The sequence below is a fragment of the Granulicella arctica genome (genome assembly GCF_025685605.1).
GTDB classification, from domain to species: Bacteria; Acidobacteriota; Terriglobia; order Terriglobales; family Acidobacteriaceae; genus Edaphobacter; species Edaphobacter arcticus.
This window is the reverse complement of the sequence record NZ_JAGTUT010000001.1, coordinates 3,247,540-3,259,948: the sequence shown is the minus strand read 5'-3', so window position 1 is coordinate 3,259,948 and position 12,409 is coordinate 3,247,540. Positions and strand designations below refer to the sequence as shown.

General features: G+C 61.0%; 12 protein-coding genes. 7 read left to right on the top strand and 5 right to left on the bottom strand.

Going from position 1 to position 12,409, the window contains the following annotated elements; all coding sequences use genetic code 11:
• Positions 1-25: 25 nt before the first annotated feature.
• The 4 genes from OHL20_RS13920 to OHL20_RS13905 form a co-directional block, all read right to left on the bottom strand.
• Complete coding sequence (locus OHL20_RS13920; protein ID WP_263383778.1) at positions 26-1,720, bottom strand: ArnT family glycosyltransferase; 1,695 nt, start codon at positions 1,718-1,720, stop codon at positions 26-28.
• A complete protein-coding gene (locus OHL20_RS13915; RefSeq protein ID WP_263383777.1) occupies positions 1,701-2,645 on the bottom strand; it encodes a PfkB family carbohydrate kinase in 945 nt (314 codons plus the stop codon). The genes OHL20_RS13920 and OHL20_RS13915 overlap by 20 nt, the downstream gene beginning before the upstream one ends.
• Positions 2,646-2,711: 66 nt before the next feature.
• Positions 2,712-3,572 carry an S-methyl-5'-thioadenosine phosphorylase gene (locus OHL20_RS13910; protein ID WP_263383776.1) on the bottom strand — a complete coding sequence of 287 codons (861 nt, stop codon included), beginning with the start codon at positions 3,570-3,572 and terminating at the stop codon, positions 2,712-2,714.
• Positions 3,573-3,621: 49 nt separating this feature from the next.
• Positions 3,622-5,142, bottom strand: a complete 1,521-nt coding sequence (locus OHL20_RS13905; RefSeq protein WP_263383775.1) for a hypothetical protein — start codon at positions 5,140-5,142, stop codon at positions 3,622-3,624.
• A gap of 51 nt (positions 5,143-5,193) precedes the next feature.
• On the opposite strand from OHL20_RS13905, the gene ygfZ reads away from it, so the two are divergent.
• From ygfZ to OHL20_RS13880, 5 genes are all read left to right on the top strand, one after another.
• Positions 5,194-6,210 carry a CAF17-like 4Fe-4S cluster assembly/insertion protein YgfZ gene (gene ygfZ, locus OHL20_RS13900; RefSeq protein WP_263383774.1) on the top strand — a complete coding sequence of 339 codons (1,017 nt, stop codon included), beginning with the start codon at positions 5,194-5,196 and terminating at the stop codon, positions 6,208-6,210.
• A gap of 83 nt (positions 6,211-6,293) precedes the next feature.
• Entirely contained in the window at positions 6,294-6,941 is a 648-nt protein-coding gene (locus OHL20_RS13895) for a DUF1844 domain-containing protein (protein WP_263383773.1), read from the top strand.
• Between the two features lie 100 nt (positions 6,942-7,041).
• A complete protein-coding gene (locus OHL20_RS13890) occupies positions 7,042-7,827 on the top strand; it encodes an MBL fold metallo-hydrolase (RefSeq protein ID WP_263383772.1) in 786 nt (261 codons plus the stop codon).
• A 1-nt stretch (position 7,828) separates the two neighbouring features.
• A complete protein-coding gene (gene ribF / locus OHL20_RS13885; protein ID WP_263383771.1) occupies positions 7,829-8,776 on the top strand; it encodes a riboflavin biosynthesis protein RibF in 948 nt (315 codons plus the stop codon).
• A gap of 39 nt (positions 8,777-8,815) precedes the next feature.
• Positions 8,816-9,364 (top strand): glutathione peroxidase, encoded by a 549-nt coding sequence (locus OHL20_RS13880; protein ID WP_317890961.1) that lies wholly within the window; start codon positions 8,816-8,818, stop codon positions 9,362-9,364.
• A gap of 3 nt (positions 9,365-9,367) precedes the next feature.
• Here the strand turns inward: OHL20_RS13880 and OHL20_RS13875 are convergent, their stop codons facing one another.
• The gene (locus OHL20_RS13875) at positions 9,368-10,459 is read right to left on the bottom strand and encodes an alkene reductase (protein ID WP_263383770.1); all 1,092 of its coding nucleotides are present in this window, start codon (positions 10,457-10,459) and stop codon (positions 9,368-9,370) included.
• A 150-nt stretch (positions 10,460-10,609) separates the two neighbouring features.
• Between OHL20_RS13875 and OHL20_RS13870 the strand changes: the two genes are divergently transcribed.
• Both OHL20_RS13870 and OHL20_RS13865 read left to right on the top strand, forming a co-directional pair.
• Positions 10,610-10,762: a hypothetical protein gene (locus tag OHL20_RS13870; protein ID WP_263383769.1), complete on the top strand. Its 153-nt coding sequence runs from the start codon at positions 10,610-10,612 to the stop codon at positions 10,760-10,762.
• 42 nt (positions 10,763-10,804) lie between these two features.
• Entirely contained in the window at positions 10,805-11,890 is a 1,086-nt protein-coding gene (locus tag OHL20_RS13865) for an oxidoreductase (protein ID WP_263383768.1), read from the top strand.
• The last annotated feature ends 519 nt before the right edge of the window (positions 11,891-12,409 follow it).

Genomic DNA, 12,409 nt, shown 5'->3' with positions numbered 1-12,409 from the left:
AGAAGCCTAGCACCAGCTCAGGGCGTCAACGAATGCTTCCTGTAGAAGCGCCCTTGTAGATATCCGATTGATAGATCCGCGCACACGGCTGCCCAGTCGAGCACAAGACCGTAAGTTCCGTCAGGTGCGCCGGATGTGCAGCAACAGCCGCCGACACAGGGTCACCCGCAATTGCCACCACAAACGCAGCGTGTCCAGCCGGATCTTCCAGCGCAGGATGCCACGTATCCCAATCCGCATCACTCAACATCTGCCGCAGCGGAATACCCGCCTGCTGCACCGCGCCCACATGATCGGACGTCGACATCAGGATCGGCACGCCCCCCTGCATCTTCTCCAACTCCCGCGCAATGGCCGCCTCAAATGGCACGCGGGTCGTGGCATTGACGATCCCTTCCTTCAGCACCAGCGGCACGAAGTAAATCATGGCAATCGTATTAGCCGCAATCAGCGCCAGCACCACCGGCTCCATCAAACGAGCAGCAAGCGGCTTCGATCCGCGGATACGTTCCTCAAGCATTGCAATCGCGACAAAGCAGAACAGCGCCAAAGCCGGCAGCATCTCCATCCCATACCGCGCGTTATAAAACGAGTGCGGATAAAGCTGCGGAATGAAGATCGGCACCGACCCATACGCCACTGAATACACATAGAACGGCAGTGGCATCCACAGCAGCAGCACCGGCATCTGTAACTGTCGCCGGATCACGCTCCACAGACCCACCAGCGCCGCAACCATCACCGCAAACCCGACCTCCCAGGCCACCGCATCCACCTGTGCCGTGCGCGTATAAAACAGCAGCGCCCACGCAGGATTATGCCAGCCGCGATAGTGCTTCGCACCCGGAGGCGAGGTCTTCTTCTCAATGGCCGCAGCCGAGTAAGGACCACGCATAAAGTCCAGTGGATCATGATAAAAATGCTGGTTATACCAAAGCCAGCTCAGCGGAGCCGCCACCGCCAGCACCGTCATCAACACAAACGCCGGCCGAACCTTCGCCCACACCGCACGGTGCCGCGCCAGCGTCCACGCCACCACACACCACACCACCGCGCCCGCAATCCAACCGTCATAGCGCGTAAATACAGCCGCCACAATCAGCAGACCCAACCACATCAGCCGTCGCGCAACAAAACCATGCCGCCCAGCGCGAATAGCCGCGCAGCACTCCGCCGTCAGCAGCGTCATCCAGATCAATAATGCAAGGAACAAAGGCTCCGTCATCGCCGTCGTCGCAAGGTACAGCAGATTTGGATTCAGCGCATAAAATGCCGTAGCCGCGATGGCCCACCGCGGCACCAGCATCAGCCGTGCAAGCCGATAAAAACCAGCCACACCCGCCACATAGCAAAGCAGAGAAGGCCACGCACCCGCCAGCCCGTTCTGCCACCAGATCATCTTTTGCACGAACGGAACGATCAACAGATGCGGCAGCGGCAGCCACACACCACCAAGCTGCGCCAACCCGGGATTGCGCGAATCCAGAATCTTACGCGCAATCCCCAGGTGCGCCACCGCATCGCCATACAGCAACAAGTAACCGTGCGAGTAGCAAATAATCAACGCCAGAAACGAAAGCACCACCGCACCCAGCGCAATCGGAAACGTCTCCTCGCGCGTAGCCGGTCGCACTACATTAGGATCGTGCACCACCACACCAGCACGATCGGGTGCAGTCGAAAGCACCCGTCGACCCGTTCTAGGCGACCGAGGCTTCAAGATGCGACATCTCCCGGAAGAGCCGGAAGCGCTCCTCGATCTCTTCACGCGTCAGCGCCTGCAGCCGTTCCGTGCCAAACTTCTCGACCGCGAATGAACCCATCACGCCGCCATAAAACATCGCCGTCCGAAACACGGTAGGTGTCAGCTTGGGCTGCGAAGCAATGTACCCATAGAACCCGCCCGCAAACGAATCACCAGCACCCGTTGGATCAACCACCTCCGACATCGGCAGCGCTGGTGCACGGAACGGCACCGTCACGCTCTCGACACCAGCAAACGCCCGATCGCTGAAGAACGCCGTAGCCCCGTATTCGCCATGCTTCACCACCAGCGCCTTCGGTCCCATCGCCATCACAGCGTGCGCCGCCTTCACCGGGTTCTGCTCACCCGACAACATCCGCGCCTCGCCATCATTGATCAGTAGCACATCCAACTCGCGCAACACCACCGCAAGATTCGCGCCATGATCCGCAATCCAGTAGTTCATCGTATCGCCGCAGACCATCTTCACGCCCGGCATCTGCTTCCGCACACGCGCCTGCAACACGGGGTCGATGTTCGCCAGAAACAGGTACTCACTATCCTGGTAAGCCGACGGAATCTTCGGCTCGAACGTAGCAAAGACATTCAGGTCCGTACCCAGCGTCTTCGCCTCATTCAAGCTGCCCGAGTACTCGCCCGTCCAATGAAAGCTCAACCCGGCAGCATGCTCAATGCCAAGTGTGTTGACTCCACGCCGCGTCATCACAGCCTCGTCGGCTGGCGTAAAGTCCTCGCCGACCACCCCGATCACGCGCACGTCGGTAAAGAAGCTTGCGGCCAGTGAGAAGTGCGTAGCCGCCCCCCCAAGAACATGATCCACCTTGCCATGCGGCGTCTCAATGCTGTCGAACGCCACCGAACCAACCACCAGAATCGCCATCAAACCGTCTTCCCCGCGTCGCGGAACTTCAAATTTTCGTTGCGTGAACACTTGTAACCAATACCGCTACAGATACTTCCCAAGGAGCAGCGACAGCTTCTCCCGAGTAGCCGCAGGTATAGCCTTCGGATCGGTCAACACTGCATATTTCATCGCTGAAGCGCACGCACACGTACGCTCCGTCGGCATTCCCGCAACCGCCGCTTTCACAACCTTCGCCGCGTTCTCAGCATTCTGATGCAGGACCGCCACCACCTGGTCGACCGTCACGTCGTCATGCCCCTCGCGCCAGCAGTCATAGTCCGTCACCATCGCCATCGTCGCGTAGCAGATCTCCGCCTCGCGGGCCAGCTTGGCCTCCTGCAGGTTCGTCATGCCAATCACGTCCGCACCCCAACTGCGGTAGAGGTTCGATTCAGCACGCGTAGAAAACTGCGGCCCTTCCATACACACATACGTCCCGCCGCTTTTGCCGACCACGCCCACCGTCTCACAGGCCGTTGCGAACGTCTTCACGATCGTCCCGCACACCGGATCGCCAAATCCAACATGCGCCACAATCCCATCTCCAAAGAAGGTTGAGATCCGCGCATAGGTACGGTCAATAAACTGGTCTGGCATCACGAAGTCTGTAGGCTTGTGCTCTTCCTTCAACGATCCAACGGCCGACGCAGAAAGAATCCGCTCCACACCGAGCACCTTCATCCCGTAAATGTTAGCCCGGAAATTTAGCTCCGAAGGCAGCAGCTTATGTCCACGTCCATGCCGCGCAAGAAACGCCACCTTGCGACCCTCAAGATCACCAAGCACAAACGCATCCGATGGTTCACCAAACGGTGTCTCAATGCGCTCTTCACGAATATTCTCAAGCCCGGGCATCGCATACAAACCGCTGCCGCCGATAATGCCAATCTCTGCCTTCTGCAACGCAATCTCCTTGAAACTCAACCAGCTTTGTCCACGAAAAGTATATCGTTCAACGAACCGCAACCTTCATCATCCCAAACGATCCCATCATCTGCACCAGTCCCATCGCAGGCTCACGCATCGGCACGGCAGCCAGCTGGAGCGGTCCACTCGACTGCGCTCCCGCAACCTTATCCCGCAGCGTCCGCGACAGCGCGAGCGGAAATCCCTCACCGATGAAAACGCCCTCGCCCGTAATCGACAGCAGCACATCGCCCTCATTGGTCGAGTAAATTTGCTCTCCCGCGTCTGCCTCATCCTTATTGCGACGAACCACGCCCGAGTACTTCCGCGCCAACTGTCCCGCATATACCTGCATAAACGCCTGCGCAGCCTTCGCACTCTTCCACCGCGAGTAGTACAGCAAACCCAGCGAAGCCGTCGACTCCTTCTCCGCGGCCGTCACAGCAGACTTCTTCTGCGCCGCAAAGTAGATGCCACCGTCCCACGCAGGCGTAATCGCAGCCGAAACCTCATGCCCCGCAAACAACTCCGTCAGCATCTTCACATCCAGTTCGCCCATCACGCCCACGTCATACGGCGTGTACTCCGCATCCAGCAGCGGATGAATGTCCGGCAGCCGCAGCGTCGGCACCGGCACATGGCCCAGGTACGCCGCAGGATGCATAATCTCAAAGCTCGACGAGGGTGGATTCGCCAGCACGCCCGCAAACGCCGCCTCACGTCCCGCCTTCACCATCACCGCCTCTTCGAAGCTCAATCCCTCGCTATACGGAAACAGCAGCGACTCCTGCAGCAGCAGCGGAGCCCGCGCCAGCACCGGCGACCCACTTGTATCCGCAGCCGCCTCCTTAAAACGATCCGCCAGCTCTGGAGCATCGAGCAGCGTCTTTCCCGCAGGCTTCAGCGTGTAGTCGACAAAGCTCACCATCGCCTGTCCCTCCGCTACCGCCTCGCGCGCCGTCTCCGCCTCGTCCGTCTGGATATGCTTCGTATCCTCCTGCGAGTTCTTCGCCACCCCGTGCTCGCTCGCCTCAGACCACTTCGTCAGCCCAACCTTCTGGTCCTGCAGCGCATGCGTCAGTTCGTGCGCCAGCACCGGCTTCTGCTCCTCCGGCTGTATCCAATCCAGCAGGTTCACAGTCTTCGTCTTGTTGTCGTAGAAGCCCGCGATCTGCTCCGTCAGCAGCGTCACCAGGAACGGCCCAAGGTGAAAGTCCCGGTCCAGCAGCCCAAACTTCTTCAGCACAATCTCCGACCGCTCCAGCCGCTTCGTTCCCTCATCCTCATTAAACTTTTGCGTCAGGTACTTGTTCACCTGATCCCGCGAGATCATCACTCGCTTCACCGGGTGCTCGATCGGCAGCTTGGTATCGGTACTCACGAACGCAAGAATCTCATCCACAGACCGGAATAGCTCCTTAGCCTGCTCCTTCGTAATCCGCGGCTCTACCTTTGGCTTCGCATCCGCGGGAGCCGCCTGCCCAAACGCAATCATTCCCGTAGTAGCCAACGCCGCGCCCGCCACCACCCGCATCCACACACCGCTACCCGACACACCAGACCCCACCGAAGACCTCGCTATAATCAAGTGTACGCAGAACTTGCACCCTCGTCCGCTATGAGCCTGACCGCAGAAATCAAATCCGACGCCGTCCCCGCCTCACAGGAGGCGCAGCTTCAAACCCTGCTATACGGCGCTGGCGTCGCCCCGCTCAACCACCTGGGCTGGATCAGCGTGACCGGCGAAGACCGCGTCCGCTGGCTCAACGGCATGGTCACCAACTCCATTCAGGAGCTCAAGCCCGGCGAAGGTAACTACAACTTCATCCTCTCCGCCCAGGGCCGCATCCAGGGCACCGCCTACGCCTTCGCCCAGCCAGAGAGCATCCTCCTCCAGACCGACCGCACCCAGATCCCAGGCCTCGCCGCCACCCTCGACCGCTTCATCATCATGGACGACGTCGAGCTCACCGACATCACCGCAACCCTCACCGGCGTTGCCCTGGTTGGCCCGAAAGCTCCTGAGCTTCTAGCCCAGCTCGGCCTTGAAGTTCCCGGCGCTCTGTCGCTTCAAAGCGTACGTTGGCATGAATCTGCCGTCGTCCTCGTCGGCACTCATGGCCCTGTCGTTCCGCGCTTTGAACTCTGGACCGACGACGCCACCGCCGAATCCCTTACCGCCGCCCTCACCAACGCAGGCGCAGACACCGCAACTCCCGAAGCACTCGAGTCCCTCCGCATCCTCGAAGGCACACCCCTTTACGGCACCGACATTCGCAACACCGAGACAGCCAAAGAGCTCCCCCAGGAGACCGCCCAGACCCGCGCCCTTCACTTCGCCAAGGGCTGCTACCTCGGTCAGGAGATCGTCGAGCGCATCCGCTCCCGCGGCAACGTCCACCGTACCTTCACAGGCTTTCGTCTCGCCGGAACCGCCGCTCCGGGCACCCCCATCGAGGCCGACGGCAAGCCCGTAGGCGAACTCACCAGCATCGCCGCCATCTCGCTCCCAACCGGCATCCAGCACCTCGGCCTCGGCTATATTCGCCGCGAAGCCCTCGACCGTAACGCCGCCCTCACCTGCGCCGGTATCGAAATTCAAGCCATCACGCTTCCTGTAAATCTGTCATCCTGAGCAAGGCCGAAGGGTCGGCGCTTTGCCGCGCTGTTGCTCTGTAAACCGCATCCCAGTTCCAAGACACATTGAAAAGAGACGCCATGTCCGAGCAAAATAAGCCCTTCGTCGTCACCGACCGCCGCAAGTTCACCCTCGACGGCGAACCCCGCCCCGACGCTGACCCCTCCCCCGAGCGTGAGCCCCGCCCTGAGCACGCCATCCCCTCTGGTCCCGAGCCCGTCGCCGCACCGACACCGATCTCCGCAGCCGATGACACCCCCGGCGTCGAGCCGCCAGCCACCGATCAGCAGGAAGATCTGCCGCCCGCCCTCACCCCCGAGCAGACTAGCCAGGCCAAGTTCGCCTACGAGCAGACCGCCGATCGCCTCGACGTAGCCATTCGCGCCGCCAACCCCGGCATGGACCATCTCCCCCAGATGACCTTCGACGGCCTCGTCCAGTCCGTCTACATGACGGCCGTCATGCAGCTCGGCGGCAACACCCCCGAAGGCGAGCAGCCGCGCGTCGACCTCATGGGAGCCCGCCAGAGCATCGACATGCTCGCCGTCCTCGAAGATAAGACCGCTAACAATCTCTCCGAGGCCGAAACCCGCCTCCTCGAAAGCGCCATCTTCGAGCTGCGCGTAGCCTTCCTCGAAGTGACCCAGGCTCTCTCCCGCTCTGCCGCGTCCAAAGCCCAGGGAACCCCTGGTCGCCCCGGTCAAAGCGGCCCCAGCATCGTCCGCTAAACTCTGCCAGCAAATCGAAACCCCGGAGTGGCATGGTCTAATCCGTGCCACTACCCACATCGATACAGACGGCTTCCCGCCGAGAGTCCCTAACCCACCCATGCAGGCCACCCTCACCTTCCTCGGCACCGGCACCTCCATGGGCGTTCCCACCCTCGGCTGCACCTGCGCCGTCTGCACCTCCACCGACCCCCATAATCGCCGCACCCGACCCTCCATCCGCATCGAGTACGACCACCACACCGTCCTCATCGACACCGGCCCCGACTTCCACGCCCAGGCCCTCCGCGAAAACATCCGCCGCGTCGACGCCGTCTTCTACACCCACGGCCACGCCGATCACGTCCTCGGCATGGATGACCTTCGTCCCCTCTCCTTTCTCCTCAAGGAAAACCTGCCCCTCTACGCCGACGACTCCACCGCCCTGGGCCTCGAGCGCATCTTCAACTACACCTTCAAGTCCGAGCATCGCAACTCCACCAGCGCCCGCGTCGAGATCCACCGCCTCGACCTCACCCCCGGCGCCGGTGTCCCGCTCTTTGGAGCCTTCTTCCAGCGCATCCCTCTCCTCCACGGGCGCCTTCACACTACCGGCTATCGTTTCGGAACCGCCGCCTACCTCACCGACATGAGCGACCTTCCGCTGGAGAGCATTCCCCTCCTCCAGGATTTAGACATCCTCATCATCGACGCGCTCCGTCGCGATCCGCACTTCAGCCACTCACACCTCGACAAATCCATAGCCTTCGTCGAACAGCTCAAGCCCAAACGCGCCTTCTTCACCCACATGAGTCACGACCTCGATCACGAAGCCACCAACGCCATCCTTCCGCCCAACATCCGCCTCGCCTACGACGGCCTCCAACTCACCTTCGAGATCGCCTGATATGAAAATCTTCCACACCCTCGCAGAACTCGCGGACTACGGCCCCACCATCGCCACCATCGGCAACTTCGACGGCGTCCACCGTGGCCACTGCTGGGTCATCGCAGAGGTCATCGCCCGCGCTCGCACCCTCAATCAGAGATCCCTCGCCATCACCTTCGACCCGCACCCGGCCCGCGTCCTTCGTCCCGAAGCGCCGCCTGCCCTCATCACCCCACTCTCTCGCAAGCTCGAACTCCTCGCAGCCACCGGCATCGACGCCACCCTCGTCCTCCCCTTCGACGACACCTTCTCCCGCCTCTCCGCTCGCACCTTCGCCGACACCGTCCTCAAGCAGGCAGCCCGCGCCACCGAGGTCCACGAGGGTGAAAACTTCCGCTTCGGCTATCAGGCCGAGTCCGGCATCGACGGCCTCCAGCAGCTAGGCGCCGAGTTCGACTTCAAGGTCCGCGTCTTCGCCCCGCAGATCCTCCGCCAACAGGTTGTCTCCTCAAGCCGCATCCGCAAACTCATCGCCGCAGGCGAAGTAGCATCGGTCCGCGCGCTCCTCGGCCGCCCCTTCTCCATCGACAGCACACCCGCCCCCGGTCGCGGCTACGGCACCCGCTTCACCGTCCCCACCATCAATCTCGCCCCGTACCCGGAACTCCTCCCCGCCAATGGCGTCTACGTCACCACCCTCCAGGTCGGAACAGAACTCTTCGAAGCCGTCACCAACATCGGCAACCGCCCCACCTTCGGTGCCGACTCCTTCACCGTAGAGTCCCACCTCCTCAACTTTCACCCCATCGCCCTCGACGAAGCCACGCCCCTCCGCCTGACCTTCCTCAAGCGTCTCCGCCCGGAGATCCGCTGGCCCAATCCCGAAGCCCTCAAAGCGCAAATCGGCCTCGACGTCGCTCAGGCAAAACGCCTCTTCCATCTCTGCAAGCTCATCACCACCGCGTAACACCCTCCTGCTACAGTTAATCCTTCACTGGAGGCTCTCGTGCGCAAGTTCTGTCTTACCCTTCTCCTCTGCATAACTACCGCTGCCATCGCCGGTTCAGTCAAGCAGGTCTACACCTACAAGCTCAAAACCATCGACGGCGATCCCACCACACTCGCCAGGTATCAGGGCAAGGTTCTCCTCCTCGTCAACGTCGCCAGCGCCTGCGGTTATACCCCGCAATACACCGCGCTCGAGTCCGTTTATGAGAAGTACAAGGATCGCGGCCTCGTCGTCGTCGGCATTCCCGCCAACAACTTCGCCAACCAGGAGTCAGGGACCGACGCCGAGATCAAGACCTTCTGCAACCGCAAATATCACGTCACCTTCCCCATCATGTCGAAGGTCTCCGTGCTCGGCGCAGACAAGACCCCGCTCTACCAGTACCTCACCGACAAGACCGCAAACCCCACCATCGGCGGCGACATCAAGTGGAACTTCACCAAGTTCCTCATCGCCCGCAACGGCTCACCCATCACCCGCTTCGAGCCGGCCACGACCCCGGACTCACCCGAGGTCATCGCCGCAATCGAATCAGCCCTCAAGTAATCGCTACGAAGCGGAGGGGTAGGTCGTATACCCCTCCGCACCCGGCGTGTAGAACGTCTCCTTATCCCCTTCCGCCAGCTTCTTCCCACTTCGGAAGCGGCTCACCAGGTCGGGGTTAGCAATGAACGGTCGCCCAAACGAGACCAGGTCCGCGAACCCATCCGCAATCACCTTGTTCCCACTCTCAAAATTGAATCCGCTGTTGATCATCAGCGTCCCCTCATACATCGGCCGATAGTGCTTCGCCACATCCGCTACCGCCCACGGCACATCATCCACCGGCTTCATCGGGTTGAGGAAGTGTAGATACGCCAGCCCATACCGGCTCAGCTTCGGCACAAGATAATCGAACGTAGCGTTCAACTCCGGATCGATCGTGATCCCCTGCATATCGTTCATAGAAGGCGATAGCCGCAGCGCAATCCTCCCCGCTGGGAGCACCTCGCCGACAGCATCCAGCACCTCAAACAGAAACCGCGCCTTGTTCTCGATCGTCCCGCCATACTCATCCGTCCGCTGGTTCGATTGCCCCGATAGGAACTGATTCACCAGGTACCCGTTCGCCCCATGGATCTCCACCCCATCGAACCCCGCCTCAGCCGCACACTTCGCCGCATGACGGAACTCGCCAATCATCCCATGCACCTCGTCCAGTGAAGCCGCCTGCGGCACCGGTGACGGCACATACCCACCCCGCAGATACGCATTCACGCCCTTGGCCGTCATCGCCGACGGAGCCAGCGGCAACTCCCCGCCCAGCAGATCCGGATGCGAAATCCGCCCCTGGTGCCAAAGCTGGCAGAAAATTCGCCCGCCCGCCTTGTGCACGGAATCCGTAACCTTCCGCCATCCTGCCACCTGTTCCGGCGTATAGATCCCGGGAACATTCTCCCAGCCGTTCGCCCGCGGGCTGATGTGCGTTCCTTCCGTAATCAACAGCCCCGCCGTAGCCCGCTGCGTGTAGTACTCCACCTCAAGTTCAGGCGGAACGTGGCCCGGATTATCCGCCCGCCCTCGTGTCATCGGCGCCATGCAGACGCGGTTAGGAAGATCAAGGGCAGCACTCTGAAAATGGGTTAGCAACAAATCACTCATATCTCCTCGGATGACGATCCCGCAGCCCGAGTTGTGACCGTAATCCTCGCCATATTCTTCGTATCAAGCATCCGATAAACCTGCATCCAACGGAAAATAGACACGCTCTCTCCCGAGACGTGCTTCCAGATTCACCTTCAAGGAGCAGCCATGAAACGACTATTCTTCTGGGGAACCATCCTCTCCGGTGCAGCAGCAGCCTACCTCATGTACCGTCGCGGCGAGTCCCTCGGCACCATCGTGAAACAAGCCACCACAAACCCCGTTGGCACTCTCTCCAACGAACTCAAGAATGCCTTCTAAACCGGTTCACACCTTCAGCCCATCAGGGCTTACTCTGAATTCATGACCGCACCCAGTCGCACGATTCGAGTAGGCCTGATCGGCTACGGTTACGCCGGCAAGACCCTCCACGCTCCCCTCATCCGCTCCATTCCCGGCTTCGCCCTCACCGTAGTCGGCTCAAGCAAGCCCGAAGCCGTCCACGCATCGATCCCCGAAGCCAATGTCTGCACCCCTGACGAGGTCCCGACCCACCCCGACGTCGACCTCGTCGTCATCGCCACCCCAAACACCTCGCACTATCCCCTCGCCGCAACCGCTCTCCGCGCCGGTAAAGACGTCGTCCTCGACAAGCCCTTCACCGTCACTCTGGCTGAAGCTCGCTCCCTCGCCGAGATCGCAAAGCAGCACAACCGCCTCCTCTCCGTCTTCCACAATCGCCGCTGGGACAGCGAAATCCTCGCCACACAATCCATCCTCGCCTCCGGCGTCTTAGGCGAAGTCTCCCACTACGAGTGCCACATGGACCGCTTCCGCCCCATCATCCGCCAACGCTGGCGCGAGGACGCCGGCCCCGGTGCCGGCCTCTGGTTCGACCTCGGCCCCCACCTCATCGACCAGACCCTCTTTCTCTTCGGACTCCCCACCGCCGTTAACGCCAGCTTCGCCACCCTCCGCCGCACCCCCGACGGCCAACCCGGCCAGACCGAGGACTGGGCCCACATCCAACTCCTCTACCCAAACCTCCGCGTCATCCTCCACGCCACCCTGCTCGCCGCCGGAACCGGCCCCCGCACCACGGTCCACGGCACCCTCGGCAGCTGGATGAAATACGGCTTGGACGTGCAGGAGGATCAGCTCAAAGCTGGCCTCTCCCCTAACGACCCCGCGTTCGGCGTCGACCCCGACCAAAGCATCCTCATCGACGGAGCCACCGGCACCCGCACCCTCATCCCCGCCCCACCCGCCAACCAGCAGGGCTACTACGTCGACATCCGCGACGCCATCCTCACCCACCAACCCCCAGCCATCTCCACCCACGACGCCGTAGCCGTGATGGCCATCCTCGAAACCTCCTTCGCCTCCGGAGCCCAGGGCAAAACCCTCCCCATCCCACTAACCCCCGAAGAACAAGCCGACTGGGCCTGACGATCAGCAAACAGACAGAGCACCTTAGCCCTAACTCTCTTTGTCGTTCCAGCAGGGAATCTGCGTCTGTCTTCCTTCAGCGAACCCAGGATATCCAGGACGACTCGATGAGACACAAAGTGTGAACTTGCCGAAAACTGTGCCTTTGCTGGAGTTTCAGAAGCTAAATAACAAAACGACCACCGCACGGAGATATTTCAGCGGAGTAGTTAGGGAGTAGTGTGGACGCTGAGGTGACAACATGAAGGGTCGAATCGCAATCTGGACAGTAGTAGGCGGCCTTGTTGTGGGTCTCTGGTCAATGTATCTCTTCACCGTACAGGGGGAGCAGCGAGGATTTGTGTCTGTTTTACTCGATCTAACTTGCCCGATCGCAATAGCTCGTCCACATCCTCTGAGTATCTTCGTGGTCATTTTAGCCAATGCCCTGACGTATGCTCTAGTCGGTCTTGCAATTGAATCGATTCGGCGACCCATAAGGCGACCGCTCAACGTGTGACGGCGCAACTGCCTCCAAAC

Bases quoted from the DNA above. Each gene is read 5' to 3' on its own strand.
- OHL20_RS13915 (WP_263383777.1), bottom strand. From the start codon at position 2,645: ATGGCGATTCTGGTGGTTGGTTCGGTGGCGTTCGACAGCATTGAGACG.
- ygfZ (WP_263383774.1), top strand. From the start codon at position 5,194: ATGAGCCTGACCGCAGAAATCAAATCCGACGCCGTCCCCGCCTCACAG.
- OHL20_RS13895 (WP_263383773.1), top strand. From the start codon at position 6,294: ATGTCCGAGCAAAATAAGCCCTTCGTCGTCACCGACCGCCGCAAGTTC.
- OHL20_RS13890 (WP_263383772.1), top strand. From the start codon at position 7,042: ATGCAGGCCACCCTCACCTTCCTCGGCACCGGCACCTCCATGGGCGTT.
- ribF (WP_263383771.1), top strand. From the start codon at position 7,829: ATGAAAATCTTCCACACCCTCGCAGAACTCGCGGACTACGGCCCCACC.
- OHL20_RS13875 (WP_263383770.1), bottom strand. From the start codon at position 10,459: ATGAGTGATTTGTTGCTAACCCATTTTCAGAGTGCTGCCCTTGATCTT.
- OHL20_RS13870 (WP_263383769.1), top strand. From the start codon at position 10,610: ATGAAACGACTATTCTTCTGGGGAACCATCCTCTCCGGTGCAGCAGCA.
- OHL20_RS13865 (WP_263383768.1), top strand. From the start codon at position 10,805: ATGACCGCACCCAGTCGCACGATTCGAGTAGGCCTGATCGGCTACGGT.